The organism is Bradyrhizobium sp. SBR1B (assembly GCF_014198205.1).
GTDB lineage: Bacteria > Pseudomonadota > Alphaproteobacteria > Rhizobiales > Xanthobacteraceae > Bradyrhizobium.
The window spans coordinates 50,343-77,207 of the sequence record NZ_JACIHC010000012.1; the positions used below are offsets into that span (position 1 = coordinate 50,343).

The window sequence follows — 26,865 nt, forward strand, 5'->3', positions numbered from 1 at the left end:
GACGATGCAGGTCCAGAACGACTCCAAGCCGTATGACGACATCAACATCACTCCGATGCTGGATCTCGCCTACGTGCTGCTGGTGATTTTCATCATCATGACGACGGCGACTGTGCAGGGCCAGAAGGTCAATCTGCCGAAAGCGTCAGCTGCGCCGAGCCTCGCTACCCAGACCACCAAGGCGATCACGGTTGCCAACGACGGCAAGATCTTTCTCGATACGATCCCGGTGACGCTGCCGGAGCTCGAGCAGCGCCTGGTGCAGCAGAAGGCCCTGACGCCGGAATTCCCCGTGGTGCTGCGCGGCGATGCGCAAGCCCAATATCAGAGCGTGATGGACGTGCTCGACCTGCTTGGCCGTGTCGGCCTGACGCAGGTCGGGCTCGCGACCAAGCCGCTTGTGAAGTGACGGAACGAATGGGCACCTCCATGGTTATGCGCGCCGATCCACGAAGGGGAGCCAGGGCCTTGTGGGCATGGCTTCGCGGGATATCGTCCGGTGCGGACCGGGCCGCCGTCGACGTGCCATCGACCCTCGTAAGCGCGCATTCGCTCGAGCCGCGGGCACCGACTGCTGGAATGCGGGAGGTCGAGCAAGCCGGCGTCGGACGAAGCGCGCCCGATATCGGCACGGTGCTTCATTTCCCGATCCGCGGTGAAGCCCTGCTGGTCAAGCTTGCGGACCTGCTGCGCAAGCAAGTCGCGAGCCGCGCGCCCGAGCGCGATCCGCTGCTTCTGGCGATGTCGCGCTGCCCAGGCTCGCGCCTGTCGATCGATCGCGTTGCCTATGTCGACTTCCTGCCCGATCAGGCCACCTATCACGTCGTCATCGAGGCGGCTCCCGATGCCACGATCACGCTGGATACGACCGATTTCGATACGGTCGTGAATTTCGTCGTGCAGTACGTCACCGGCAGGAATTCCGAACCGGTAGCGCTCGAGGCGGTGTCATGACGACACCGAATGAGAAGGGCGGTCCGCGACCGCCAACCTTGCCGCGAGCGAAATCATGGCTGCGTTACGGTGCTGCCCTGGCCATCATCGGCGTCCTTGGCGTCATGATATTCCTGCTCGTCGGCCACGACGACATGCCGCCGCCGCGCCAGGTGCGCGAGCTGACCGTCGTCACGATCACGCCGCCGCCGCCTCCGCCGCCACCTCCACCGCCGCCCGAGCCGAAGATGGTCGAGCAGCCGAAGATGGCGGAGCCCGAATTCAAGGAAGACAAGCCGGTCGAGAAGCCGAAGGACGAGCCGATCAAGGACGCCAAGAACGAAGAGCCGCCGGGTCCGCTGGCACTCGACGCCAAGGCCGTCGGGCCCGGCGACCTGTTCAATCTCGGCAGCAAGGTGGGCGGCAGCCCCTATGGCGGCGGAGGAGGCGGCGGCAGTCGTTGGGGCTGGTATGCCTCCATCGTGCAGTCGCAGATCGAGGCGGCGCTCCGCGCCAACGGCAAGACGCGTAATGCGACGATGCAGGTGCAAATCCGGCTGTGGGCCGATGCGACTGGCCGCGTCAGTCGCATTCAGCTGGTCTCGTCGACCGGCGACGCCGAGCTCGACGCCGCTATCCGCAACGACGTGCTTGGCAGTCTCGTGTTGAGGGAGCCGCCACCCAGGGACATGCCGATGCCGATGGTGACGCGCGTCACGGCGCGCCGGCCAAGCTGATCCGCCGCAACCAATTCGTTCGAGTCGAGTGACTAGCAGAGGACTGGGGACTTATGTTCAAGAAGAAACGCGACGTACGCCGCCTGACGTCGTCGACCGCCATATCGCTGTGTGCGCTTGCCGTCGCGGCGCCCGCTTTTGGCCAGGCCGCACCGGATCAGAGCCCGATGGCGGCGAAGAAGTCCGAAGCCAAGCGTCCCACCGTGTCCGACGCAAAGCCGCTGTCGTCGAACACGACGATCAATCTGGTCAACTTGCTGGTGAAGCAAGGCGTGATCAAGGAGGAGCAGGCCCAGGCGCTGATCAAGCAGGCCGACGACGAAGCCTATGTGTCGCGCCAGGCCACGAAGGACGCCGCCGCCAAGGCCGATGAAGCGGCAAAGGCCGCGACCGCAGCAACTGCGGCTGCCTCGCCGCCCGGCACCCGGCACGTCACGTACGTGCCGGAGGTGGTCAAACGGCAGCTGCGCGAGGAGATCAAGAAGGAAGTGATGGCCAAGGCGCAAAAGGAAAACTGGGCTTCGCCCGGCGCCTATCCGGAGTGGGCGCAGCGGATCCGATTCACGGGCGATATACGCTCGCGCTATCAAGGCAGCTTCTTTCCGGAAGGCAACGATCAGTTTCACGCTTATAATTTCAACGCGATCAATACGGGCTCGCCGTACGATCTCAATAGCAACAGCTTCGCGCCGACCTACAACGCCACGCAGGACCGGCACCAGGCCCGGCTTCGCGCCCGCCTGGGCATGGAGGCCGACATCTTCAATGGGTTTACCGCGGGCATACGCATCGCGACGGGAGAGAACAGTTCGCCGGTCTCCACCAATCAGTCGCTTGGCGCGAACGGCGGCAACTTCTCGAAATACGCGCTGTGGCTCGATCGGGGCTATCTCAAGCATCAATCCTGGGATGGAAACCTGTCGGTGTCCGTCGGCCGCTTCGACAATCCGTTCTGGTCGCCGACCGATCTCGTCTGGCACAAGGATCTCGGCTTCGACGGCCTCGCCGTGCAAGGAAAGTATGAGATCGCCAAGGACGTCACGCCGTTCGCGGTAGCCGGTGCGTTCCCGATCTACAATACCGACTTCAACATCGGTACCAATTTCGATGCGAACACCGGCGGGGTCACGAAGTTCGCCAGCCACGACAAATGGCTGTTCGGCGGCCAGGCGGGCGTGGCGGCGCGCCTCAGCTCCGAAACCTCGATGCGCGTCGCCGCCGCCTATTACGATTTCTCCAATGTCCAGGGACGCTTCTCCAGCCCTTGTCTGGTGCAGTCATCGTCGGATCTGTGCGACAGCGATGTGACCCGGCCGTCGTTCGCCCAGAAGGGCAACACCTATACGACGCTGCGCAATATCGTCTCCGACCCGGCGGTGGCCGTGCCGCCGCTCTTTCAATATTTTGGTCTGGTCGGGCAGTATCGGCCTGTCGTCGGCAGCGTACAGTTCGATCTCGGCCATTTCCACCCGGTGCATATCGTGCTCGACGGCGAGTACGTCTGGAACAGCGCGTTTGACCGCAATCTGATGAATCGATATGCCGTCAACAACCGCGGGCCCGATGTCGCGGCCGGTGTGCCAGGTGCCTTCAACGGCGGAAATCAGGGATGGCTCGGCCGCGTCACCGTCGGCCATAGGCAGATCAAGCATCTCTGGGATTGGAACGTGCATGCGGGTTACAAATATCTGCAATCCGACGCCACCATCGACGCGTTCGTCGATTCTGATTTCGGGCTCGGCGGCACCAATCTCAAGGGTTACTTCGTCGGTGGCAATGTCGGACTCAGCGATGACGTGTGGGCCAGCGTCCGCTGGCTGAGCGCGAACAACATCGCAGGCGTGCCTTACGCCGTCGATGTCCTGCAAGTCGATCTGAACGCGAGGTTCTGATCATGCTTTCCCGGATTACCGGTCTCGTGGCGGCCGTAATCGCGACCGCGATGTTCTGTGGCGAGGTTCATGCCGAAAGCGAGACCGACCGCTTGCGCGAGGCGCTGCGCAGCGCCATCGCGCAGGCGCGGCAGATGGAGGACCAGCGCACGGCGCTGCAGGCGAAGATCGCGGACGCAGACCGCGAGAAGGCGGCCCTGAAGGCGCAGATCGATGCGGCCAAGGCGGAAGCGAAGCAACTTCAGAAGCAGCATCGCGAAGCAGTCGACGAATTCAATCAGCGTCTGGAGGAGCGCAACCAGACGCTGGAGAAGTGGAAGGTCGCTTACGAGGAGGCCGCCACCGTCGCCCGCACCAAGGACGCAGAGCGTGCCAAGTTCGAAGGCGAGGCGGCGGCGTTCAAGGCCAGCACCAAGAGCTGCCAGGCCAAGAACGTGCAACTCGTCAATGTCGGCCGCGACATTCTCAATCGATATCGCAGCCTGACACTGGGCGACGCCGCAGTCGCGAGCGAGCCGCTGACGGGTCTAGGCCGCGTCGGCGCGCAGAATTTCGTCCAGGAAAGTGTCGACAAGCTGCTTGACCAGAAGGCAACACCATGAACCGTCCCAACGTCATCCGATCGTCGAGATCGACCCTTGTTGTCGGAGCTGCCGTGGCGATCTTGAGCCTGTCGGTGGAGACGGCATTTGCCCAGACCGCGCCGGCGCCTCAACGTCCGGCTCAACCCGCGGTGAAGCCGAAGCCGGCGGCTCCCGCCGCGACAGCGCCGATGTCGGCGACCCCCGCACCGTCGACCCAGGGGCTTGCTTCCGCCAGGACGACCGGCGGCGACGATGTCATCGCCCGGGTCGGCGATGCCAATATTTCGGCGGAGGAGCTCCGCGCTTACGTCGGCGCGCTGGGAGCGCGCGAGCAAGCGGCGCTCGCGAAGGACCCGGCGCTGCTGAGCCAGGCGGTTCGCATGCTGCTCGCCAACCGGCTGGTCTTGCAGGAGGTGATCACCAAGAAGTGGGATCAGCAGCCCAAAGTCGCGGCGCAGCTCGATCGCGTGCGCGAGAACGCCGTGGTCGAGATCTATCTGCAATCGGTGTCGACGCCTCCAGAGAGTTTCCCGAGCGAGGACGAGGTCCAAAAGGTCTACGACGCCAACCGCGGCGCCTTGCTGGTGCCTCGTCAGTTCCACCTCGCGCAGATTTTCGTCGCAGCGACCGAGGGCGACAAAGCGGCTGACGACAAAGCGAAGAAGGCGATCGAGGCAATCCAGGCGAAGCTGAAGGCGCCAGGCGCCGATTTCGGCGCGATTGCACAGGCGGAGAGCGATTCAAAAGGCGGCGGCGATCTCGGCTGGGTGGCCGACAACCAGATCCGGCCGGAGATCAAGGCGCAGGTGCAGGGACTGGCCAGGAATACGATCTCAGAGCCCGTCCGGCTCGACGATGGCTGGCACATCATCAAGCTGATCGACACCAAGGCGGCGTACACCCGGACCTTGCCCGAAGTGCGCGATCAGCTGGTGCAGCAGATGCGCAGCGAGCGGGCCACCGCGCTGCGGCGGGCCTATCTCGCTGAATTGCTCAAGCAGAACCCGCCCATTCTCAACGAGCTTGCCCTTTCGGGTTTGCTCGACAATTCCCGGAAATGAGTCGCAGTGGAGTTAGCAATGTCCAATACAATTATCGTCAAGCTCACCCTCAATGATCTGCGTTCAGCACTGCAACAGGTCGGCTACCGCGTGGAGGAGCTCACCGATCCCGTGGTCAATCTGACCTATCTCCGCTCGGCGACTGGCGGTCTGACCTTCGACATTCGTCCGGGGAATTGGCTCGCGGACGCGGAGAGTTTCGTCGATGCAGCCCTTACTGCGGTGCTCCAGGTTCAGGGCGAGCTTCCACCCGATCTGGTCAATCGCTGGAACGCGACGCGCCGGTTTGCGCGTCTTCAACTCAGCCAGCAGTTCCTCGTGCTTTCCCTGGATGTCTCGGTCGCGGGCGGCGTGACCGCGGACCATCTGCGCGCGCAGATCGACATCTGGGATCGCCTGGTCCAGGAGCTGATCGTTTATTTGCGCGATGAACTTCGCGAGCTGCCGGCCAGGAAGGGAACGACGGCGCCGGTCGAACAGGCAGCCAAATATGAGAACGCCGACGTCGGCGGCCCGGCGGCCGCTCTTCAGTAGCTCGTTGCGATGTCCCCGAGGCGTTCGGAAAGAGTTCGCTCGCAAGTCCAGCGAGACATGTTGACGATGGCCGACCGTGAATCCCGCGCAACGTGGTGGAATAGAATCGCCGGTTCGCTGGCTGCGGCGGCCGGTTTGCTTGCCGCCGCAGCTGGCGTCGACGCATCGCCCGTTGCCGCGGACAGGAGCGACTACCGTGCGGCCGATGCAGCTCCGCCGGCTTGGCAGGCCTTCGCAGGGCGATTGAAGGAGAAGATCGAGCAGCGACTGGCGTCCGACGACAAAAGGGCACGACATTTCCAGGAGTACCTGGACCGCCGCGTCACAGGCGGCGATGCGGCGCCTGTGACATTCGTTCTGCGAGCTTGGGTATCGTCGGACGGTCGGCTGCATCGCGTCGAGTTTGACGGACTCGATGACCCCAAGGCTTCCGTCGAGCTTCGGGCCTTGCTGACCGGAGGAAATGTTGGTGTGCCACCGCCCGAGATGCTGCAACCGCTGCACTTGCGGTTCTCGCTGCGGGCGACGGATCGATTGCAGCAGGAGAAATAGGAAATGTCGGCCCGCAACGGGAGCGCTGGCTTGGCGCGGTCAATGATGTCGTTGCCGTCGACTGCTTTGGTCCCGGGATTGCTTCTGCTTGCCCAATTGTTGCCGGCAGGCGCTCGCGCCGAGACGACCTCGGCACCGAAAACGGTCGACGCTGGTCACGCTGCGGTCGAAGCGCTGCCACCGCGAGCCCCCGATGCGGGTTCGCGTTATCGCGCCCTGATTGAAAAGGAGGCCGCGCAGGCCGGTCTCGCGCCCGAGATCGCCGAGGCGGTGATGGCTGTGGAGAGCGGATATGATCCTCGGGCCGTCGGCGGGGTCGGCGAAGTCGGCTTGATGCAAATCCTGCCCTCGACGGCACGCATGCTCGGTTTCTCCGGCACGCTGGCCGATCTGGCCGTGCCCGAGATCAACATCCATTACGGTGTCGTCTATCTTGCGAAGGCTTGGCGCCTCGCCGGCGGCGACCTCTGTACCGCCGCAATGAAATATCGCGCCGGCCATGGCGAAACGCGCTTCTCATTCCTTTCGGTGAACTACTGCATGGCGGTGCGTTCCAAGCTCACCGCTCGCGGCTTTCGCGTGACCGGCAGTGTTCCGGTGCCGACGTTTGGCGAGCCGGCTCCATCGGGCCGCGGCTGCGGGCGGAAATGTCTGGGCCTATCGCGAACGGGCACGGTGAATATTGTTGCGCTCAACACCCAGCTCAGCGCGCTCGTTGCGCAGGTGCGGGCAGGGCGATAGGGGCCGTGCGCACGAACGGATTGTCCGGGTGAGCCAGTTCGCGCCCACTCTTTGGAAGAGGAGATCGCGATGCGGCTGGTAGCGCCTTCGTTCGTTCTGACAGCCTGTCTCCTGTCACAAGCCGTGGCCGAAGAGCAGATCAACATTCTTCCGCCGATCGTAATCGGAAGCAGCGCACCCAGGATCGCCCCTGATGGCCGCATGTCGGCCCCGCCCAATGGCAGCCGCGCGCCGGCCTTGCCCGACAGATGCGTAGAGGTAGAAATCGGTTCCAGCCGATCGATGGACTGTCTCAACCAGAAGCTCAGGAGGGAGGTCGATCGAGTCAATCCGAGCATCAATCTGCCGCCCATCGATGCCAGATCGCCTGACCCCAAGCTCGGGGTCGTCAACATCCCCGGTGTTCAGCAGCAATATGGCCGGAACTTCGGAGTTTCCGTCACTCCCTACCGGCCGCCGCCGCCGGTGTTCTCCTCGCCGATCGGGCATCGATGAAGGGATCCAAGGCCTGTTAGCGGCATCGTGCTCCGAGAGCGTCTCAGCTCTCGCGACGGTTTGCTGACGAAGCAATCAGATTCCCACGGCGGAGCTGCTTTGGATGCTTCGCGAAGCTGTCACCGGGGCCCGGCGCAGTCATGAAATCTGCTATTCCCGGGGTGGACTTGAACGACTATAGGGTCCGCATGTTATCTCACCGCTTTTCCGTGGCCCCCATGATGCGATCCACCATTGACGTGGATCAATCGCGACGCTTGCCGGCGGCGCCCAGCTACGCATGGCCGAGCAGCTGACCTGATGCAGCTGTGGCGACGCAGTCGTTTCGGAACTCGGTGATCGAAGACCAGGACCAGCCAGTTGCAATGCGGTGGGCGCTATGTTGCTTCAGTTTCTCGTCGGCACGCTTGTTAGCCTGGTCGGTATCGGGCTGCACGCACTGGTGACCGTCGTCGCGGTCGGTATAGCCCGCAGCGCAGGTTTGCGTCACACGACGCGGCCGGGATCGCACTTGATGGGCGTGATGATGGCCACCGCCGTGGTGCTGATGGTCGCGCACACACTCGAAGTCCTCGTGTGGGCCGCGACTTACGGCATTGTCGGCGCGGCAAGTGTCGAGAACGGATTGCTCTATTTTGCCTTCGTCAATTATACAACTCTCGGCTACGGTGATGTCACGCCCGTTCGCGAGTGGCGGCTCATTGGCCCACTGACAGCTATGAACGGGGTGCTGCTGTTTGGATGGTCGGCGGCCGTGCTGTTCGAGGTCCTGCGCAAGACGCTCGACCATCTCGAAGCCGTCAAGGCATCTGGACCGGTTCGGGGGTAATCCGAGCACCGCAACGGAGCGGCGTGGATGATGTGACGGGATCGGGACTCATCGCCGATTTCCTGTTCGGCTTGGGCGATCTGTTCGCGATCATCAACCCGTACGGGCTCGCTTTCATGGCGCGGCTGTTCGGCGAGGAAGCACCGGTAACGAAACTGTCAGCATTCCTGCTGCTTTGCATGGGCGTTCAAATCATCGTCACCGGCGTATTGAGGTCGCGCGATCTCTATCGACGACGCGTCACGCGCCGTCTAGTAGACGCTGATCCGGGTGCAAGTCGAACCAAGATCAAGGCTGCAGATCGAGGCTGGCGAGCTGGTTCCGGTCGAGCAACACGATCTGCCGTTGGGTGTTGCCGATGAAGCCGAGGATGCCGAGCTCGTGCAGGCGCGACAGCGCACGTGAGACGGTCTCCAGCGTCAGGCCGAGATAGTCGGCAATATCGCGTCGCGACATCGGGAGCGCAATGACGCCCGCCGCCGTCAGCCGCTTGTCCATTTCGAGCAGGAACGCCGCGACCCGCTCCAGCGAGGTCTTGCGGCCGAGCAACAGCATGTGGTCTTCCGCATGCTGGAGGTTGTTCGTGGTCATGCTGAGCAGGTTTCTGGCTACCATGGCATCGCTTTCGGCCACCGTTTCAAGACTTTGCCGCTTGATCAGGCGCACCGTGGTGTCGACGACCGCTTCCGTCGTGAATCGATGCTCCCCACCGTTCTCGAGCCCAAAGATGTCGCCGATGAGGTGGAATGCGCCGATCTGCCGGCGACCATCGGACAACAGCTTGTAGCTTCGCACCGCGCCCGCCTTGACCTGATAGACATATTCGGCGGGCTCTTTTTCACCGTAAATCTCGGTGCCTTTTCTGTACGAAAATTCGCTTAAACTGACGAGCGCATTTGAATCGCTGGTCATGCCGAGGTCACGGAGGGAATTGGGACGCAGTGCGGAATCGGTTGTGATGCGAACAAACATAGGCCAAGTCCTCAGCTCATCGCCGAATTTGGTCCGTTCGACGAGTATTTTCGCTGCTGGGAATGCGCCGCGCTGTCCCGCTCCCGCCGGGTTGATTTACGCCCAAGGCAGTATTTCAATCCATTGTCCCTAGGTTCATTGTACCAAGGGACAGCTTCTGGCGCTTGGTGCGCAGAATGAGAAAGCGCTGCCGCTGCGGGGATTTGGCTCATTGCAAGCAGATATTTCGGTTCTCAAACTGTTGAAGCTGACTTTGTCGAGCGAGAGGACGTCAATGGTCCTCGCTGGAACTGGGCGAGAGGTTGAAGGTGCCGGGTTTCGTTCACGTGGTTGATGACGACGAGTCCTTTCGGACTGCGATAGCACGGCGTCTGAAGCTCGCGGGCTATGAGGTCGCGACCTATGCGTCGGCGCTGGAGTTGGAGGAGTCTGCGCTGGATCCCGAGCAGGCCGGATGCATTCTGCTCGACGTGCGCATACCAGGATTGAGCGGCCCCGATTTGCAGGCGCGATTGATCGCGTCCGGCTCGACGCTGCCGATCATCTTCCTGACGGGGCATGCAGACACGCCGACCACCGTGCGGGCGATCAAGGCAGGTGCGGAAGACTTCCTGACCAAGCCGATATCCTCCGAGCAGTTGATCGATGCGATCGAACGCGCTCTGGCGGGTCAGCGGACGGCGCGCGCCCAGCGCAGCAAGCTGGAGACGTTTCGGGCTCATCTGGCCACGCTGACGCAACGCGAGGGGCAGGTGTTCAATCTCATCGTGCGCGGCCGGATCAACAAGCAGATTGCGCATGAACTCGGGACGACCGAACGCACCGTGAAAGCTCACCGCCATCAGGTGATGGAGAAGATGCAGGTTCATTCGCTTGCGGAACTCGTTTCGATCGCGGAACGGCTCGGAATGCTCGGTACGAACGAGCATTAGCTGCTTCGTCACCGCAAGCCCGGTTCCCACGGTGTGATTGCCCCAAAGGACAATATCGAGGCGTGTTGACAGTGCACGGCGAGTCGTGCGCAATGATGCACAGGCGCCGGGTCGGCAACGCAAAGCAAGCGTGTGCAGTATCCCACCGCCGTCACAGCCCTCGCAGTTCGTTCATCTCCCGAAAGGCAGATCGCCTTGCCGCTATGCCCGTCCGTTTTTGTCGTCGATGACGATCAGTCCATGCGGACCAGCCTGAGCAGGTTGCTGCGTGGGCACGGTTTCGACGCCACGCTGTTCGACTCCGCGAGGGCCTTGCTCCAGCACGGCAAATTCTACACCGCGATCTGCATCGTCCTCGACATCGATCTTGGTGGAAAATCCGGCATCGACGTCCGGCGAAGACTGGCTGAGCAGGGCGTCACCGCACCGGTTATCTACATCACCGGCAACGACAGCCCCGCGAACCGCGCTGCGGCGCTTGGGTCCGGCTGCATCGCCTATCTGATCAAGCCCTTTACGGGCAAGTCACTGATCGAGTCCGTCGAACGCGCCGGCACCTCGTAAGATCGACTCCGGCCGTTATTCGTCGATCTGCTGCTCGAGCGTCCTGGCTGGCGTTCCCTTGTGGACTGAGGCGAATTGCGCCAGCGGAATCGAAGTCGTCAGGGCCAGGAGGTTCGAATCGACGAGTTCGAGCGTCAGGGTCTTGCCGGATTCCATTTCCCTGATGATCTTCGGCGCCGCCACATCGGCGGCGATGCACAGATTGGTGAGACACCAGGTGTAGGGCAGGCGGAAGGGCGCGCCCTGGTCGACGCTCAACCTGGGTGCATGTTGCAGGTACATGCCGACAGGCACGAACAGTTGCAGCCGGGCCGTGGTGGCGTCTTCGCGCTCGATCAGATCGACGCGCACCGCCGTCTGTCCGGTCGCGAATTGGCCGGTGATCGAGGTCCGGCACAGTGTGGGCGCGCCTCCCGCCTTGAAGCAGAGCTTCTGCCAACCGCCGTAGCTGATGTCCTTTGCTTCACGCTGACCACGTGTGGCGGCTTCGGGCGGCGTCTCGGCCTGGGTGCCCTTCGGTGCGGCATGGCCGGGCGCCGCCGTGGCGCCGGCGATGGCGATAAGCAGGAGACTGGCAAGGCAGTCACGGGCATTGGGCATGATTTCACCTACGGATCCGGCATCTATTTCAGCTATTTCAGCGCGTCGAGGAACGTCGTTACCAGCGGCGACCACAGCGGGATGGCATCCCTCGAGCCGATGAAGAAATGGCCCTCATTCCCGAACGGTGGCATCAGGTGGTACTCGGCCCGGCCGCCGGCGGCGGTGAAAGCCGTATGCATGCGCTTCGACAGTTCGGGGCCGAAGAAAGTGTCGTTCTCGATATAGATCCACAGCATCGGCACACGCGATGTGCGGCCGAAATCCGCGGTGGCCTCAACCAGCCTGTCGGGGCCGCAGTTGTTGTTCGGCTTGCCGCCGACGCGTCCACCACGACCCGCAGCGAAGGTGATGATGGCTTTCACCTGCGGCGGGTTCATGCTCGACAAGGCGATCGAGGCCCAGCCACCGGCGGACTGCCCGATCACGATCACGTCCTTGGGGATGATGCGCTTCTCGGCGGCCAGATAGTCGATGATATCGAGGTCGACCTTGGCGACCGCGAGCCCGGCGTCGCGGAAATTGGGATTGCTGCACTTGCCGATCTTGGAGAAGAACGGTCCGTAGACCGCGCGCTCGGGAATGTCGATGGCGGCTGCGCCATAGCCGGAGCCGACCGGCGCCACCACGAGGTAGCCGCGCCGTGCGAACCATTGGGCGGCGTCGCGGAATTCGACCAGCGGAAAGAAGCTGCGGTCGGTCGGGTTGAGCGAGACGCCGTGATTCATGATCACGAGCGGGAAGGGGCCGTCGCCGACTGGACGCACCAGATAGGCAAACATCGGAAGCGGCAGTGGCAACGCCCAGATCTCTTCCTGGATGCGGACGTCATCCGCCGCGCGCGCGGCCGCGGCGAAGGCGACCCACGCGAACAATACGGCCGCGAAACACCCCAGCACCGATCTGGCCGGTCGCCGCATCATGGGTCTCCGTCATCCGCTGTAGGTTGCCGCTACGATGATCGGCCCGAGCACGGTGAGCACTACGTTTCCGACCGCATAGGGCACGGCGACGCCGAGGACCGGGGTCTGGCTTTCGGCCACCTCGCACGCGCCGGTCACCGCGGCATCGACGGTCATGGCGCCCGCCAGTGCGCCGCAGGTCACGACCGGGTTCATGCGCAGCACATAGAATGCAAACAGCGTCGCGACGATCAGCGGCACGAGCGTGATGACGAGACCCATGCCGACCAGAAGCAGCCCGTGGGCCTGGATCGCGGCCCAGGCCGCGGCGCCATTGCCGAGCCCGATCGCCGCGATGAAGCCGCCGAGTCCGAGATCGCTCAGGGTCTGTTGCGCCGCCGGCGGCAATGCGCCCATGGTCGGCTTGCGCGACCGCAGCCAGCCGCAGACGAGGCCCGCGATCAGCGCGCCGCCGCCACCGCCAAGCGTGAGCGCGACGCCGCCGATCCTGAAGCTGACGAGCCCGGCGAGCAGGCCAGCCGCAATGCCGGCGGCAAGAAAGGCAATGTCGGCGCGATCACCCGATCGCAGGATCTGGCCGATGGCCTTTGCTGCCCGTTCGATATTGCGCGTGCTGCCGACCAGCGTCATGACGTCGCCGACATAGATCCGAGTGTCCGCGCTCAAGGGAACCTCGCGGCCCATGCGGGTGACGGCGCGTAGAAAGACGCCCCGGGCGTCGGTGCCGACGCGCGCGGCGATCTCCTGGATCGAGCGGCCATGGAGATGGCGATTGTCCACGAGCACCTCCAGCACGTTGCCCGGGACGGCCTTCAAGATTTCGTCGGCATCGATCTCCGTGCCGATGATCGGCTTGGCGGCGACGATGACCGCAGTGCGGCCGGCGATGACGATGTCGTCGCCGGCCTCGAGCACGGTCTCCAAACGTGGCTCAATGTCCGCGCCTTGGCGGACGATGCGCTCGACGACCGTGCGGCTGCCAAGTTCCTCCTCGATCGACTTGACGGTGCGTCCGGCGCCCGCGGTCACGCGATAGGCGCGGGCCTGGAACTTGCGATAAGAGAGATTTTCGGTTTTGGGCGGTTCGCCGCCGGCAAGCTCCGCCTCGAGCTTCTTCGCCTCAGCCTTCAGGTCGATCCGCATCAATTTCGGCGCGACGAAGGGGACGAACAGCAGCGTCAGGATATAGCCGAGCACGTAAGTCACCGCGTAGCCCGCCGCGATGTTCGCCTCCTGCTGGCTCAGCACATCCTTGGGCAGGCCGAGCTGGGCCAATGCGCCTGAGGCGGTCCCGATGACCGACGATTGCGTCAAGGCTCCAGCCGCAATCCCCGAAGCGGTGCCAGGATCGAGCCGGAAGCCGTGGGCAAACAACAGGACTACGACCAGACCGGTGCCGCCCAGCACCAGCGCCATGGCGACCTGCGCGAGCGTGCGGACGCTCAAGGAGGCGAAGAACTCGGGCCCGGACCGGTAGCCGATGGTGAACACGAACAGGCTGAACAGGATGACGCGGAGCAGCGGCGGGAACGCAAAACTGCCGAGCTGTCCGAGCAGCACGGAAACGATCAGGATGCAGGCTGTGGTCCCGACGGCAAAGCCGCGGATCCGGACTCGGCCGAGGATCGTGCCGATGGCGACGGCCAGCAGCAGAAAGATTTCGGGAGCGGTGGAGATGATCCACCTGACGGTATCCATGTCGCATCTCCCCCGGCGCTTTGCCGAGATCTCAGTCGGGAAATCGCGGGCATTGCTTGATCCAGATCAAGCCCTGCGAGCGGCAAGGCACCGCCTATCGGATGATGCGGAATTCGCGACAGCCGGCATCATCAACATGAGCGCTCTCGACCTCGCGGCCGGCGCCATCCGCCGCGACGAAACCGTGGAGATCGTCCTGCTGCTCGCCTTCGTCGGCGGCTATATCGACGCCTATACCTGGATCGTCCACGGCGTCATGGCGAATGCCCAGACGGCTAACCTGATCTTCCTCTGGGTTTATGCGACGGCCGGCGACTGGACGAAGGCGTTTCACTTCGTGCCGCCGCTTCTCGCCTTTGCCGCCGGTATCGTGATTGCCGCATGGCTGCGCCGCGCTGCGGGCGAGCGGGCCAGCGCAATCAGCACCCTGCTCGAGATATTGCTGCTGATCGCGATCAGCATCCTGCACAACAGGCTGCCGGATCTGGCTGGAACGCTCGGCATCTCGTTCGTCGCCGCGATGCAGACCGCGATCTTCACCAGGGTCGAGGGCGTTGTTTGCAGCACGGTGATGATCACGGGCAACATGCGCCAGGCGATCGAGGCTGTCTTTTTGGCCGCCTCCGGAGGCGCGCCGCTGGGGACGCTGCGTCGGTCGGGCATCTTCTTCGCCTTGTGCGCCGTGTTCGGCTTGGGCGCCGCGCTGGGCGCCTTCGCCACCAAGGCGATTCCGGACCTCGCGCTCGGCATTCCCGTGGTCGCGCTGTTGGTCGTCTTGCTGCGCTGCGAAGCGTCGCATCAGAGGGCGGTCCAATGAGTGCGCCGTCCGAACCTGGATGGATACGGTTCTTCCCGCCGGCCGGCTGGCTTGGCGCCTACCGGCGAGAGTGGTTTTCCTCCGACGCCGTCGCTGGCGTCACGCTGGCTGCTTACGCCATCCCGGTCTCGCTCGCCTATGCCGCGCTGGCCGGCCTGCCGCCTCAGATCGGCGTTTACGGCTATATGCTCGGCGGCATCGGCTATGCGTTGCTCGGTTCGTCCCGGCAACTTGCGATCGGGCCGACCTCGGCGATCTCCCTGATGATCGCGGGCACCGTCGGGGCGCTGGCCGGAGGCGATGCGATCCGCTATGCGCAGATCGCGAGCCTTGCGGCCTTTGCAGTGGCGGTGCTGTGCTTCATCGCGTGGTTGTTCAAGCTGAGCGTGCTGGTCCGCCTCGTCAGCGACAGCATCCTGGTCGGCTTCAAGGCCGGTGCCGGGCTCACGATCATCATGAGCCAGCTGCCGAGCCTGCTCGGCGTTGCCGGCGGCGGCCACAATTTCTTTGACCGCGCCATCACGCTGGCCGGCCAGCTCGGGACCGTCAACCTGCTTGTGCTCGCGGTTGGCGCTGTCGCGCTCTTGCTGCTTCTGTTTGGCGAGCGGCTCCTTCCGGGAAAGCCGGTCGGCATCACCATCGTCGCGCTCGCGATCGGGACGGCGACGCTGCTCGGCCTGCCGGCGCTCGGCGTGCCTGTCACCGGGAAGATACCGGAAGGTTTGCCGGCCCTGGGCATTCCGACGCTCGGCCTGCTGGACTTCGACGATCTCTTCCCGCTCGCCGCAGGGTGTATCCTGCTGGCCTATATCGAGGGCGTTTCGGCCGCCCGCAGCTTCGCCGCCAAGCACGGCTATCCCCTCGACGTCCGGCAGGAGTTCCTGGGGCTGGGCGCCGCGAACCTCGTCGTCGCCTTCGGGCATGGCTATCCGGTTGCCGGCGGGCTGTCGCAATCGGCCGTCAATGACAGCGCCGGCGCACGGACGCCGCTCGCTTTGGTGATCTGCTCGGTGACGCTCGGGCTGTGCCTTCTGTTCTTCACGGGACTCTTGACCAACCTGCCCAAGGCCGTGCTTGCAGCCATCGTCTTTGCCGCCGTCTACAAGCTCGTCGACGTTCGCGCGCTGGTGCGGATGTGGCAGGTCAGCCGGATCGACTTCTACGCCGCAACAATTGCGCTGGTCTCCGTGCTATTGCTCGGAATCCTGCAAGGCGTGCTGCTGGCGTCGATCGCTTCGATCCTTTTGCTGCTGGCCCGTGCCTCGCGGCCAAACGTCGCGTTTCTCGGCCGCTTGCCCGGCAGCGGCCGTTATTCGGACAGTTCAAGGCACGCGGACGTCGAGCCCTTGATCGGCGTCATCGCGTTCCGGCCCGAAGCCTCGCTGCTCTACATCAACGCCGAGACGATCCTGGAAACCGTCCTGATCGCGCTTCGGCGCGCGCCCGAGGTCCGGCTGGTGGTCTGCGACCTCTCGGCTTCGCCCTATATCGACCTGGCCGGCGCGGGCATGCTGCACGACCTCTATGACGAGCTCGCCGCGCGAAAGGTCATTTTCTCCATCGTCGGCGCGCACGCGCAGCTCCGCGATCTCTTGCGGGCGGAAGGGCTGGCGGAGAGGACGGATAGCAGCCAGTGGCTGCGATCGCTCGACAGCGTTCTCGGCGACGAGCAGGCCGTGACGGCGCAGCGGACGGCCTGAGCGGGCGTGTTGCAATGCGAATGACCGCTGCGGCCGACGGTCTCGCCAGAATGCGTCCGACCGTTGACTTGGATCAATGGAGCCAGCGGCGCCGAACTCACGATCACGCTCAGCTTCGCCCCAACTGGCATCAAATGACCATCGAGTGACCATCAAGGCACCGCCGAGGATCGGGAGAGACACATGTCCAAGGACACCAAGCCGGCGCAAAAGCGGATCGATCAGTTCTTTTCCGGGCCGGGCGCGCGGGCGGATGACTGGCGCGACCTCGTGGAGGCCGCGAAGGCGTGGGCTCGCGTCGGCAATCGGGCGGTCTACGATGCGGCACTGGCCGATCTCTCGGTGACGGAGGAGTTCTACGGCTATCCCGGGCTGCAGCTGATGGCGGCACTGCGGGAAGCGGCCTCCGCAGGCGATGGGGCAACGACGCTCGCCCTTGCGACGCGGATTACCCAGGCCCTGACGACACGATCCTTCCGCCAGCATGCCGGCGACTGGAGCGCGAAGGATGATGGTAATGGCGACGCGCCCGAGCTGGTGCCACCGACGTTCGGTGCGCATACGGCACGCCGGCCCTATTTCGAAACCCTGATCGTGACTGGCGTATCATCAAGTCAGTGGCCGGCGCTCGCCGCCGAATGGCGCAAGTTGCGGCGCCCAGTCGATGGCTTCATCTATGAGCCTGTCATCGTCGGCAGCCTGGAAGATGCATTCTGCGCGACCATGCTCAATCCCAATATCGCGGCCGTCATCATCAACGAAGGCTTCGGGCTGCGCTCGCGCCACAATGCACCCGTGCTGCGCTCGATCACGGCTTCGGCCGGCCTCAACGACGAGTCCGACGCCTCTGCGCTCCGGCTCGCCCAGATCATCAAGCGCGTCCGTCCCGAGCTCGACCTCTACATGATCTCGAACCGCGACGTCGAGGAGTTGGCTGGAAACCCTGAAGCCAACGCCGTTCGCCGCATCTTCTACTCCGTCGAGGAGCTTCTCGAGCTGCATCTGTCCATCCTCGAAGGCATTCAGGATCGCTACGACACCCCGTTCTTCGACAATCTGAAGAAATATGCGCAGCGTCCGATCGGCACGTTCCATGCTTTGCCGATCGCCCGTGGAAAGTCGATCTTCAAGTCCGACTGGATTCGCGACATGGGCGAATTCTACGGGCCGAACCTGTTCCTGGCCGAGAGCAGCGCCACCACGGGCGGCCTCGACAGCATGCTGGAGCCGACCGGCAACATCAAGAAGGCGCAGGAGAAAGCGGCGAGGGCGCTCGGCGCTGACCGCGTCTTCTTCGTCACCAACGGCACGTCGACATCGAACAAGATGGCGGTGCAGGCGCTGCTCGCGCCGGGCGACATCGCGATCGTCGATCGCAACTGCCACAAGTCGCACCACTATGGAATGGTTCTGGCGGGTGCGCAGCCGCTTTATGTCGAAGCCTTCCCGATGACGGAATACTCGATGTACGGCGCGGTGCCGCTGAAGACGATCAAGCAGGCGCTGCTCGGCGCCAGGGCCGACGGCCGGCTCGACCGCGTCAAGATGATCGACCTCACCAACTGCACCTTCGACGGCCACATCTACAACACCCGCCGGGTGATGGAGGAATGTCTCGCTATCAAGCCGGACCTGATCTTCCTCTGGGACGAGGCCTGGTTCGGCTTCGCGCGTTTCTCGCCGTTCCTGCGCCGCCGCACCGCCATGGGGGCGGCCAACGAGATCGAGGCGTGGATGCACGACCCGAAGTCGGTCGCGGCCTATGAGAAGCAGCAGGCCGAGCTCGGCAAGAACCCGTCGGACGAGATGCTGCTCAAGACCCGGCTGATTCCCGATCCCAGGCAGATCCGCCTGCGCGTCTACCAGACCAACTCGACCCACAAGTCGATGTCGGCGATCCGGCAAGGCTCCATGCTCTCGGTCAAGGACGTCGAATTCCACACGGTCGAGCAGCAGTTCAAGGAGGCCGTGTTCACCCACGCTTCCACCAGCCCGAACCAGCAACTCATCGCCAGCCTCGATATCTCCAGGCGGCAGATGGAGCTGGAAGGTTACGGCCTCGTGGCCAATGCGATGGAGATCGCGCTTGCCATTCGCCAGGCGGTCAACAACAACCCGCTGATCTCGAAATATTTCCGCATCCTCGGCGCCGACACCATGGTGCCTGCCCAGTATCGCCAGAGCGGCTTTACCGATTATCTCGCCGCGGGCGTGAATTGGGTCAACACCCTCAAGAGCCTGGACGAAGACGAGTTCTGCCTCGATCCGACCCGTATGACATTGGTATGCGGCATGGCTGGTTATGACGGCACCCAGTTCAAGGGTATCCTCGCCAACGAGTATAACATCCAGGTCAACAAGACCTCGCGCAACTCGGTCCTGGTCCAGTCCAACATCAACAACACCCGCAGCGACGTCGCGCATCTCATCCGCGTCCTCGCCGAGATCGCGGGCGAGGTCGATCGCGGGTTGGCGCAGGGCGGCGTCAATGCGAAGAAGACCTTCGAGGCACGGGTCAAGAGCCTGATGACCGACGTACCTGATCTGCCCAACTTCTCGCATTTCCACCCGAGCTTCCGCGGCGATGCCGGCAGCAAGACCAATGAAGGCGACATTCGCAGCGGCTTTTACGCTGCCTACGACGTGGCGGGTTGCGAGCACATCCGCCTCAACGATCCCGAGATCGATCGCCGGCTCAAGTCGGGACCAGAGCTCGTCTCGGCCAATTTCGTGATCCCGTATCCGCCGGGCTTCCCGATCATGGTGCCCGGTCAGGTCATCACGCAGGAGACCATCGACTTCATGCGCAAGCTCGATGTGAAGGAGATCCATGGCTACGACGCCAAGGAAGGGCTGAAGCTCGTCCGCTCCGAAGCCTTGGCGAAGATCGGCAAGCCCAGGCCCGCCGCGACGCCGAAGTTGAAAGCGGCATCTTAGAGGGGATCGAACATGCAGGGCTTTTTCACGTTCCTGCAGCAGAATCCGTACCTGCTGCTGTTCTTCGTCGTCGGCCTCGCCGTCTATATCGGCCGGGCCAGCATCAAGGGGTATGGCCTCGGCATGGTTGCCGGCGCCATCGTGGTCGGCGCCGGCGTCTCGGTGTGGTCGTCGACCTACGGCGTGAAGCTCGAGCTGAACAATTTCGCCAAGAGCCTGTTCTACTATCTCTTCATGTATGGCGTCGGGTTGCGTGTCGGGCCGTCCTTCATCAACAGCCTGAAGGGCGACGGCCTGAAGTTCTGCATCCTGGCGGTGATATCGAGCGTCATCGGACTGGCGCTGGTGGTGATCGGCGCCAAGATGTTCTCTCTCCCGCCAGGCGCAGCCGGCGGCATGTTGGCGGGATCGCAGACCATGTCGGCGGCGATCGGCTCGGCCGAGCAGGCCGTCACGTCGGGCGTCGTCAAGCTGCCCGAGGGAATGAAGCCTGAGGATGCCTCAGGCATGATCGCGCTGTCCTACGGTATCACCTACATCTGGGGCACCGTCGGCATCATCCTGATCTGCAAATACCTGCCGCGCTGGTGGGGCGTCGACGCCAGGGCCGCCGCGAAGCAGTACGAGCGGGAATTCGGCGTCAAGGATCTCGAAGGCGGCGGCCTGACCGGCTATCGTCAGTTCGGTCTGCGGGCCTACCGGCTGGAGAACCCGGCGACGGTCGGTATGAGCATCGCGAAGTTCCGCGCGATAAATCCGGAATACCGGATCGTCAATGTCGGGCGGAACGGCGAGCCGCAAGGCGCGGATGCCGACCTCGTGCTGCAGAAGGGCGACATCGTCGCCCTCGGCGGCTCGACCGAGCACCTCACCGAGAAGATGGGCCTCATCGGTCCGGAGGTCTCGGATGCCAAGACGCTCGGCATTCCCATGGACCAGGCGGACATCCTCATCACCAACAAGGAGATGGTGGGGCGCACCTTCGAGTCCTTCCGTGACACCGCGATCGCCGGCCAGCTGCAGGTCACCAAGGTCGAGCGCGGCGGCGTGCAGATTCCGGCCGGTCTCAAGACCAAGCTGGAGCGGATGGACATCGTTTCCGTGGTCGGCTTGAAGTCTGCCGTCAACGAGCTCGGCGAGATGTGGGGCCGCATCGCCAGGTCCAACACCTCGACCGATCTGCTGACGCTGGCTGTCGGCATGATCATCGGCTTCCTGATCGGCAAGATCGAATTCCCGGCATTCGGCGCCAAGGTCGGCCTCGGCAACGCCGGCGGTCTGTTGCTGTCGGGTGTGATCGTGTCGTCGGTCGTGTCGCGTCTGCGCTTCTTCGGCAACACGCCGAACGCGGCGCGCAACGTGCTGGAGGATCTCGGCCTCGTGGTCTTCGTCGCCATCGTCGGCGTCAATGCCGGCGCGGGACTGCTGTCGCAGCTCACGGGTGCGGTTGCCTTGAAGATATTCCTGGTCGGCTTCATTGCGTGCACGATCCCGCCGTTCATCGTCTGGGCGATCGGCTACCACGTCTTCAAGATCAACCCGGCCGTACTGATGGGCGGCGTTGCCGGCGCGCGGTCGCACTCCGGCCCGGCCCGCGAGGCCGCGGTCGAGATCCAGAGCTCCGTGCCCTGGATCGGATTCCCGGTCGGTTATGCCGTCTCGGGCATCCTGCTCACCGTGTTCGGCTACTTCGCAATGATCCTTGCGCAATGATCAAGAGGGGGAAGAAAGTCATGAAGAAACTTGCCGTTGGCGTCGCCCTGGTTGCCTCGATTGCGGCCCTGACCGGTCTCAGCACGCCGTCGCGTGCCGAGACCGGCGAGGTCGCCGTCGTCTTCACCAAGGGCGGCTTCATCGTCGGTGTCGGGGGCGGTGAGGGCGTTCTGCTCCTCAGGGGCAAGAAATATCCCTTCACCGTCTCCGGCATGAGCGTCGGCCTCACCGTCGGGGCCTCGACCACGAAGTTCGTCGGTCGGGCGCTCAATCTGAAGGGGCCAGCATCCATCGAAGGCTCCTATGCGGTGGGAGGAGCGGGCGGAGCCGTGGCCGCAGGCGCCGGCGCCGTTCAGCTGCAGAACGCCAATGGCGTGATCCTTCAGCTCAGCGGTCCGAGGGTTGGCGCGGAAGTGTCGGCTGCCGTCGGCGGTGTCACGATCCGCCTGAAGTGATCCGGAGGGCAATCAGGGCAATCGGGCTGCCTCACCGGCAGCCCTTTTCGCGTCTCAATACCGCTCGGCGACGAAGTTCATCCCCTTCAGGCCGGCCTGGTCGTTGTAGCGGCCCTTCTCGGAGCGCTTCGGCAGCTTGATTTTGTCCTTCTTGATGCGCTTGTAGGGAATCGCGCCGAGGAGATGTGCGATGCAGTTCAGCCGCGCCTTGCGCTTGTCATCGGAGCGGATGATGTACCACGGCGCTTCCTTCGTACTGGTCTGCTTGAGCATCAGATCGCGAGCTCGCGAATAGTCGTACCAGCGCCGGTAGGACTCCAGGTCCATCGGGCTCAGCTTCCATTGCCGCACGGGATCATCGATCCGGGCGTGGAAGCGACGCTCCTGCTCGTCCATTCCGACCTCGAGCCAGATCTTGATCAGGATGATACCGCCGTCGATGACGTATCTCTCCATCTGCGGGCAGAGGGAGAGGAAGCGCTGGTGCTCGGCGGGCGTAGCAAAGCCCATGACATATTCGACGCCGGCGCGGTTGTACCAGCTCCGGTCGAAGATCACGATCTCGCCGCCCGCCGGAAACTGCTCCATGTAGCGCTGGAAGAAGAGCTGTGTCTTTTCGCGGTCCGACGGCGCCGGCAGCGCCACGACGCGGAACACGCGCGGGCTGACCTTCTCGGTGATCGCCTTGATCGTGCCGCCTTTGCCGGCAGCGTCACGGCCTTCGAACACGATGATCACCCGGAGCTTGTTCGCCCGCACGTAGTCCTGGAGGTGACAGAGCTCGACCTGGAGCTTTTCCAGCTCCTTCTCATAGTCCTTCCGCTTCATTCGCTCCGCGGGCGCATCCTTGGCCATGCCGGTCCTCTCGCTGCTGAGCTTGTCAATCGCCCCAGAACTAATCGTCCCAGGAGATGGTCACGCCGATATCGCCGGGCACGCCGCCCGGGAATTCGATGATCTGGTAGGCGATGCGATAGCCACGCGGCTTCAGATAATCGGTCCAGAGCTGGAAGATTTCCTTGGGGATGCCGGTCAGCGTGGTCTCCCAACCCTTTTCCATCTGGTTGATGGCGCGCCCCCTGTCGGTGCAAAGCGAGTTGGGGAAGCGATAGACCAGCACCTCCGTCAGGCCGTTTCGCACCGCACGCTGGATGATGGTCGAGGCGAGTTTGATCTTCTCCTCCTCGCTCTTGCCGGAGGGTTTGCTGAGCCGCTCGATCAGCGCGCGCTTCTCGGCTTCGACCGCTGCGGCGAGGCGGACATACTCCTCGGCTTTCTCGGCCTCCTTGAGGGCGGCTTCCTTCCGAATCTGGGCGGCGTTGGGGATGAGATCGTCGAGGCCGGGCATGGCTTGCGGCTCCTGATGGTTGTCCAATCAGCATCCAGGAAACGCTAGGGTCGGGCGGAGGGTGTTCCCTTGATTCAAATCAAGCAAACCGCGGCCTGCCGAACACAATATCGCACATGCGCATTTGATCGGGAGAGACGCTTTGAGCGACCAGCTTCATCCGATGGCTCCGCACCATTTGCCGTTTTATCTGGCGCCGGGGAGCGGGACCGATACGCTGATGGTTGTGATGGGGCTGTTCCTGATCGGCACCGTGCTCTGGGTCGGTACGCTCTATTGGAAGCTGCACAGCCTGCCCGAGCGGATGGCGCACAAATCACAAAAATTGCAGTTCGAGCTCGTCGCGGTGCTCGGCCTGATCTCGTTGTTCACGCACATGCATATTTTCTGGGTCGCCGGCCTCCTGCTCGCGTTGATCGATCTTCCCGATTTCGGCACCCCGCTGCGTAGCATCGCCGGGTCGGTCGAGAAGATTGCAGAGGCAGCGCCAGCCGCCGGTGGCGAAGAGATCCGGACGGAGGCCGCGATGCCTCCCGCACAGAAGCCGGAAGCCGCAAAGAAGGAGCACAGCCATGTTTGAGCTGATGTTCTGCTCGCTGCTGACGATCCTGCCGGACTATCTCTATCGCCGCTACGCCCAGGGCAAGCGTTTCGGCAAGGAGATCACCTTCTTCTCGGTCTGGTACGAGCTGCGCTGGGGCATCACCGGCTGCCTGATGCTTACGGTGTCGCTGATCACTATGATCTTCTACTTCCATCCTTCGACGTCATCGGCGACGCTCTATTTTCGCACCGTGCCGATCCTGCCCGAAGGCTCCGGCCGCGTTGCCGAGGTCAAGGTTGGCTTCAGCGCGCCGGTGAAGAAGGGCGACGTGCTGTTCACGCTCGACGACTCGAAGCAGCAGGCCGCGCTCGAAACCGCCAGGCGGAAGGTTGCGGAGGTCGATGCCGCCATGCAGACCGCGCAGGCCGACGTGGTCAAGGCCGAGGCGCAGATCGGGGAGGCGAAGGCGAACTATCAGCAGGCCAAGGACGAGCTCGAGGTCAAGACCGAGCTCCAGCGCCGCAATCCCGGCATCGTTCCGCAGCGTGATATCGACAAGCTCCAGGTTTTGGTCGATCAACGTCAGTCCGGGATCGATGCCGCGACCGCCGCGAAGCAATCCGTATCAATGCAGGTCTCCATCCTGCTGCCGGCGCAGAAGGCCAGCGCGGAGGCCGCGCTCGACCAGGCCCAGGTGGATATCGACAAGACCTTGGTCCGCGCCGGTGTCGATGGGCGCGTCGAGCAATTCCTGATCCGTCCCGGCGACGTCGTCAATCAACTCATGCGGCCTGCAGGCGTTCTCATCCCGGAGGGGGCCGGCCGCAAGATGCTGCAGGCCGGGTTCGGCCAGATCGAGGCACAGGTGATGAAAGAGGGCATGGTGGCGGAAGCGACCTGCATCTCCAGGCCATGGGTGATCATCCCCATGGTGATCACGACAGTCCAGGACTACATCGCGGCCGGACAATTCCGATCCGGGGAGCAATTGGTCGATCCGCAGAACGCCGTCCGCCCCGGCACCATCCTGGTGTTCCTGGAGCCGCTTTACAAAGGTGGCCTCGAAGGCGTGACGCCGGGCAGCAGCTGCGTCGTCAATGCCTATACCAGCAACCACGAGGAGATCTCGGCCAAGGGGACTTCGACCAGCAGGAAGATCGCCTTGCACGTGGTCGACGGTGTCGGCCTGGTGCACGCGCTGCTGCTGCGCATCCAGGCGCTGCTGCTGCCGATCCAGACGCTGGTGCTGAGCGGGCATTGAGCTGTGAAGCCGCCCCCGGGGCCTGTCGCAGCGGTGCAATTCCCGCTAGAATTTCCGCGACAGCAGTTGCTGGAGCTGCAAGGATGGAGCATGAGCGGGCGCACGTCCATCTCCAAGGTCAGGCCAGGGGCCGTGACGGCGCTATACTGTCTCGCGCTGCTTTTCGCCGTGTGCCTGTCCGCCGGGCGAGTTGGTGCAGTCGAGCGGAGTCTCCGCGGCGAGCTGAAGCGCGTCCTGGTATTGCATTCATTCGGCCGTGATTTTCGGCCGTGGAGCGAGTATGCGCGCGACATCAAGGCCAAGCTCGAACGGCAATCGCCCTGGCCACTCGATATACAGGAGCACGCGCTGCTCACCGCGCGCTTCAACAATCCCGGTCCTGAGGCACCTTTCGTCGACTATCTGCAATCGCTGTACCAGGGAGCGATGCCCGACATCGTGTTGAGCATCGGCGCGCCTGCGGCCCGGTTTGCGCAGAAATACCGCGGAAGATTATTCCCTGATGTGCCATTGATTCTCTCCGCGGTCGAGCATCGGCTGATCAATCGCGCCGATCTCAGCGACAACGACGTCGTCGTGGCGATCCGCAACGATTTCATGGTCGCGTTCCGCAACGTTCTCCAGATTTTGCCTGACACAAAGTCGATTGTGGTCGTGATCGGCGCCTCGCCGCTCGAGAAGTTCTGGGTGGAGGAGGTCAAGCGGGAACTGCAACCCTTGGGCGAGGAGGTCGAGCTGGTCTGGTACTCGGACTTGTCATTCGACGAAATCCTGAAGCGCGCTTCAAAGCTGCCGCCGCACACCGCGCTGTTCTGGGGGCTGATGTCGGTCGATGCGGCTGGGGTCGTCCACGAGAGCGACATCGCCTTGCGCAGCCTGTACGCGGCCGCGAATGCCCCGATCTTCTCCTACCAGGAGCCGTTCTTCGGTGACGGCACTGTCGGGGGACCGATGCATATGATCGCGGAAACGAGTTCCAGGACCGTCAGTGCGGCGATTGGCATTCTCGGCGGCGCGAAACCAGCGAGCATCAGTTACGAGCCGATCGGATTCGCCGCGCCGAGATATGATTGGCGCCAATTGCAGCATTGGGGCATCAGCGAGAGCCGTTTGCCTCCCGGCAGCGAAATCATGTTTCGCGAACAGAGCATCTGGGAGCGCTATCGTTGGCAGATGCTGCTGATCGCGTCCGTCATTCTGGTGCAGGCCGGCCTGATCAGCGGGATGCTGCATGAGCGCCGTCGGCGCCAGATCGCCGAAGTCGAGTCACGCCAGCGTCTGGCCGAGCTCGCTCACGCCAACCGCTATTCGGCCGTTGGCGAGTTGACCACGTCGATCGCCCATGAACTGAACCAGCCGCTCGGCTCCATCCTGACCAACGCCGAGACTGCGGAGCTGATGCTGAAGGCCGCTTCGCCCGACATCGACGAGATCCGGCAGATCCTCGCCGACATCCGGCGTGACGATCAGCGGGCCAGCGAAGTCATCCGCAGGCTACGCAGTATTCTGAAAAAGACGCCGTTCGAGGTCAAGGACATCGAGCTCAACGATATGGTCCGCGAAGCGATCGGCCTTGTGCGCGCCGTCGCCGATGGACGCCGGATCACATTGATCTACACGCCTGTCCTGGCCGACCTGCATGTCCGAGGCGATCCGATCCAGCTTCAGCAGGTCGTTCTCAACCTGATCATCAATGCGATGGATGCGATCTTCGACGCAGATCCCGGAAAACGCCAGGTCAGCGTCTCGACCCTGCGCGTCGGCAACGAAGCGGAGATCCGGGTCTCCGATACTGGTCCCGGGATTGCCGCTTCCGACCTTGCGAACGTGTTCAATCCGTTCTTCACGACCAAGCCCCAGGGTATGGGCATGGGGCTCGCGATCGCCAAAACCATCATCGAGGCCCATCACGGCACGATCTCTGCCGAAAACCAGGCCGCGGGCGGCGCGCTCTTCACGATCCGTCTTCCGATCCTTCACTGATCGCCGGTGTCTTGATTTTGATCAAGCTCACGGGATCGGCGAAGCCGTTTCCTTCTCGCA

Annotated in this window: 27 protein-coding genes; 21 read left to right on the forward strand and 6 right to left on the reverse strand. The window is 63.5% G+C overall.

Annotated features, from left to right (window positions below):
- Window positions 1–4 precede the first annotated feature (4 nt).
- From GGD61_RS26105 to GGD61_RS26155, 11 genes are all read left to right on the forward strand, one after another.
- Window positions 5–409 (forward strand): biopolymer transporter ExbD, encoded by a 405-nt coding sequence (locus GGD61_RS26105; RefSeq protein WP_018319914.1) that lies wholly within the window; start codon window positions 5–7, stop codon window positions 407–409.
- Between the two features lie 59 nt (window positions 410–468).
- Complete coding sequence (locus tag GGD61_RS26110) at window positions 469–954, forward strand: hypothetical protein (RefSeq protein ID WP_244550576.1); 486 nt, start codon at window positions 469–471, stop codon at window positions 952–954.
- On the forward strand, window positions 951–1,670 hold the full coding sequence (locus tag GGD61_RS26115) for a TonB C-terminal domain-containing protein (RefSeq protein WP_092252035.1): 720 nt from the start codon (window positions 951–953) through the stop codon (window positions 1,668–1,670). The genes GGD61_RS26110 and GGD61_RS26115 overlap by 4 nt, the downstream gene beginning before the upstream one ends.
- Window positions 1,671–1,723: 53 nt before the next feature.
- Entirely contained in the window at window positions 1,724–3,562 is a 1,839-nt protein-coding gene (locus GGD61_RS26120) for a putative porin (protein ID WP_092252037.1), read from the forward strand.
- A 2-nt stretch (window positions 3,563–3,564) separates the two neighbouring features.
- Window positions 3,565–4,164 carry a hypothetical protein gene (locus GGD61_RS26125; protein WP_244550577.1) on the forward strand — a complete coding sequence of 200 codons (600 nt, stop codon included), beginning with the start codon at window positions 3,565–3,567 and terminating at the stop codon, window positions 4,162–4,164.
- Entirely contained in the window at window positions 4,161–5,207 is a 1,047-nt protein-coding gene (locus GGD61_RS26130; RefSeq protein WP_210311194.1) for a peptidylprolyl isomerase, read from the forward strand. The genes GGD61_RS26125 and GGD61_RS26130 overlap by 4 nt, the downstream gene beginning before the upstream one ends.
- A gap of 18 nt (window positions 5,208–5,225) precedes the next feature.
- Window positions 5,226–5,741, forward strand: a complete 516-nt coding sequence (locus GGD61_RS26135; RefSeq protein ID WP_183231534.1) for a YbjN domain-containing protein — start codon at window positions 5,226–5,228, stop codon at window positions 5,739–5,741.
- 66 nt (window positions 5,742–5,807) lie between these two features.
- On the forward strand, window positions 5,808–6,293 hold the full coding sequence (locus GGD61_RS26140; RefSeq protein ID WP_183231535.1) for a hypothetical protein: 486 nt from the start codon (window positions 5,808–5,810) through the stop codon (window positions 6,291–6,293).
- A gap of 96 nt (window positions 6,294–6,389) precedes the next feature.
- Window positions 6,390–7,034 carry a transglycosylase SLT domain-containing protein gene (locus tag GGD61_RS26145; protein ID WP_183231587.1) on the forward strand — a complete coding sequence of 215 codons (645 nt, stop codon included), beginning with the start codon at window positions 6,390–6,392 and terminating at the stop codon, window positions 7,032–7,034.
- Window positions 7,035–7,103: 69 nt separating this feature from the next.
- Complete coding sequence (locus GGD61_RS40740; protein WP_246786053.1) at window positions 7,104–7,529, forward strand: hypothetical protein; 426 nt, start codon at window positions 7,104–7,106, stop codon at window positions 7,527–7,529.
- Between the two features lie 379 nt (window positions 7,530–7,908).
- On the forward strand, window positions 7,909–8,358 hold the full coding sequence (locus GGD61_RS26155; protein ID WP_183231536.1) for a potassium channel family protein: 450 nt from the start codon (window positions 7,909–7,911) through the stop codon (window positions 8,356–8,358).
- Window positions 8,359–8,646: 288 nt separating this feature from the next.
- On the opposite strand, the gene GGD61_RS26160 is transcribed toward GGD61_RS26155, so the two are convergent.
- On the reverse strand, window positions 8,647–9,330 hold the full coding sequence (locus GGD61_RS26160) for a helix-turn-helix domain-containing protein (protein WP_092252051.1): 684 nt from the start codon (window positions 9,328–9,330) through the stop codon (window positions 8,647–8,649).
- A 308-nt stretch (window positions 9,331–9,638) separates the two neighbouring features.
- Here GGD61_RS26160 and GGD61_RS26165 point away from each other — a divergent pair, with 308 nt between their 5' ends.
- Window positions 9,639–10,262, forward strand: a complete 624-nt coding sequence (locus tag GGD61_RS26165; protein WP_183231537.1) for a response regulator transcription factor — start codon at window positions 9,639–9,641, stop codon at window positions 10,260–10,262.
- A 195-nt stretch (window positions 10,263–10,457) separates the two neighbouring features.
- Window positions 10,458–10,826, forward strand: coding sequence for a response regulator (locus GGD61_RS26170; protein ID WP_283806118.1), 369 nt, complete (start codon window positions 10,458–10,460; stop codon window positions 10,824–10,826).
- Between the two features lie 15 nt (window positions 10,827–10,841).
- Here the strand turns inward: GGD61_RS26170 and GGD61_RS26175 are convergent, their stop codons facing one another.
- The 3 genes from GGD61_RS26175 to GGD61_RS26185 are packed head-to-tail and all read right to left on the reverse strand — an operon-like array spanning window position 10,842 to window position 14,047.
- Window positions 10,842–11,426, reverse strand: a complete 585-nt coding sequence (locus tag GGD61_RS26175; RefSeq protein WP_183231538.1) for an invasion associated locus B family protein — start codon at window positions 11,424–11,426, stop codon at window positions 10,842–10,844.
- 32 nt (window positions 11,427–11,458) lie between these two features.
- Window positions 11,459–12,346, reverse strand: coding sequence for a S9 family peptidase (locus GGD61_RS26180; protein ID WP_183231588.1), 888 nt, complete (start codon window positions 12,344–12,346; stop codon window positions 11,459–11,461).
- Window positions 12,347–12,358: 12 nt separating this feature from the next.
- Window positions 12,359–14,047, reverse strand: coding sequence for an aspartate:alanine exchanger family transporter (locus tag GGD61_RS26185; RefSeq protein ID WP_183231539.1), 1,689 nt, complete (start codon window positions 14,045–14,047; stop codon window positions 12,359–12,361).
- Between the two features lie 136 nt (window positions 14,048–14,183).
- Here GGD61_RS26185 and GGD61_RS26190 point away from each other — a divergent pair, with 136 nt between their 5' ends.
- The 5 genes from GGD61_RS26190 to GGD61_RS26210 all read left to right on the forward strand — a co-directional run bounded on the left by GGD61_RS26190 (window position 14,184) and on the right by GGD61_RS26210 (window position 21,669).
- Window positions 14,184–14,864 (forward strand): YoaK family protein, encoded by a 681-nt coding sequence (locus tag GGD61_RS26190; RefSeq protein WP_183231540.1) that lies wholly within the window; start codon window positions 14,184–14,186, stop codon window positions 14,862–14,864.
- Window positions 14,861–16,564, forward strand: a complete 1,704-nt coding sequence (locus tag GGD61_RS26195) for a SulP family inorganic anion transporter (RefSeq protein WP_183231541.1) — start codon at window positions 14,861–14,863, stop codon at window positions 16,562–16,564. The genes GGD61_RS26190 and GGD61_RS26195 overlap by 4 nt, the downstream gene beginning before the upstream one ends.
- 183 nt (window positions 16,565–16,747) lie before the next feature.
- Window positions 16,748–19,501, forward strand: coding sequence for a decarboxylase (locus GGD61_RS26200; RefSeq protein WP_183231542.1), 2,754 nt, complete (start codon window positions 16,748–16,750; stop codon window positions 19,499–19,501).
- A 12-nt stretch (window positions 19,502–19,513) separates the two neighbouring features.
- Window positions 19,514–21,214, forward strand: a complete 1,701-nt coding sequence (locus GGD61_RS26205; RefSeq protein WP_092252061.1) for an aspartate:alanine exchanger family transporter — start codon at window positions 19,514–19,516, stop codon at window positions 21,212–21,214.
- A 20-nt stretch (window positions 21,215–21,234) separates the two neighbouring features.
- Entirely contained in the window at window positions 21,235–21,669 is a 435-nt protein-coding gene (locus GGD61_RS26210) for a hypothetical protein (protein ID WP_026202281.1), read from the forward strand.
- A 54-nt stretch (window positions 21,670–21,723) separates the two neighbouring features.
- Here the strand turns inward: GGD61_RS26210 and ppk2 are convergent, their stop codons facing one another.
- Both ppk2 and GGD61_RS26220 read right to left on the reverse strand, forming a co-directional pair.
- Window positions 21,724–22,524 (reverse strand): polyphosphate kinase 2, encoded by an 801-nt coding sequence (ppk2, locus tag GGD61_RS26215; RefSeq protein WP_018319936.1) that lies wholly within the window; start codon window positions 22,522–22,524, stop codon window positions 21,724–21,726.
- A gap of 40 nt (window positions 22,525–22,564) precedes the next feature.
- A complete protein-coding gene (locus GGD61_RS26220; protein ID WP_018319937.1) occupies window positions 22,565–23,017 on the reverse strand; it encodes a hypothetical protein in 453 nt (150 codons plus the stop codon).
- A 163-nt stretch (window positions 23,018–23,180) separates the two neighbouring features.
- On the opposite strand from GGD61_RS26220, the gene GGD61_RS26225 reads away from it, so the two are divergent.
- From GGD61_RS26225 to GGD61_RS26235, 3 genes are all read left to right on the forward strand, one after another.
- A complete protein-coding gene (locus tag GGD61_RS26225) occupies window positions 23,181–23,597 on the forward strand; it encodes a hypothetical protein (protein WP_092252987.1) in 417 nt (138 codons plus the stop codon).
- Window positions 23,590–24,822, forward strand: coding sequence for an HlyD family secretion protein (locus tag GGD61_RS26230; protein ID WP_092252063.1), 1,233 nt, complete (start codon window positions 23,590–23,592; stop codon window positions 24,820–24,822). Before GGD61_RS26225 ends, GGD61_RS26230 begins: the two co-directional genes overlap by 8 nt.
- 90 nt (window positions 24,823–24,912) lie before the next feature.
- A complete protein-coding gene (locus GGD61_RS26235) occupies window positions 24,913–26,805 on the forward strand; it encodes a HAMP domain-containing sensor histidine kinase (protein ID WP_092252989.1) in 1,893 nt (630 codons plus the stop codon).
- The last annotated feature ends 60 nt before the right edge of the window (window positions 26,806–26,865 follow it).